Below are 204 nucleotides of genomic sequence, written 5' to 3'. Positions count from 1 at the left end.
TGCGGTGGTGATGCTGCGGTGATACGGATGTCTACTAGCTGGTGCTCTCCCGGAAGTGCACGACGTTGCAGTCGACGATCTCGGTGCGCGGCTGCGCCCCAAGGATGTCTGCCCGCAGGAGGCGGGCGGCGGCGCGGCCTCGGGCCGCGGGGTCGGATGAGACGCTGGTCAGCGCCGGAGACAGGTGGGCGGAGAGGTGGTCGT

General features: G+C 69.6%; 1 protein-coding gene. It reads right to left on the bottom strand.

Annotation, left to right across the window (positions count from 1 at the left end; all coding sequences use genetic code 11):
* Positions 1-34: 34 nt before the first annotated feature.
* Positions 35-204 (bottom strand): substrate-binding domain-containing protein (locus L687_RS43295; protein ID WP_323131869.1); only part of this gene is annotated, 170 nt, incomplete at its 5' end.

It is taken from the genome of Microbacterium maritypicum MF109 (assembly GCF_000455825.1).
Lineage (GTDB): Bacteria > Actinomycetota > Actinomycetes > Actinomycetales > Microbacteriaceae > Microbacterium > Microbacterium maritypicum_A.
Note: the sequence above shows the minus strand (reverse complement) of the source record. Positions and strands in the feature narration are given on the sequence as shown.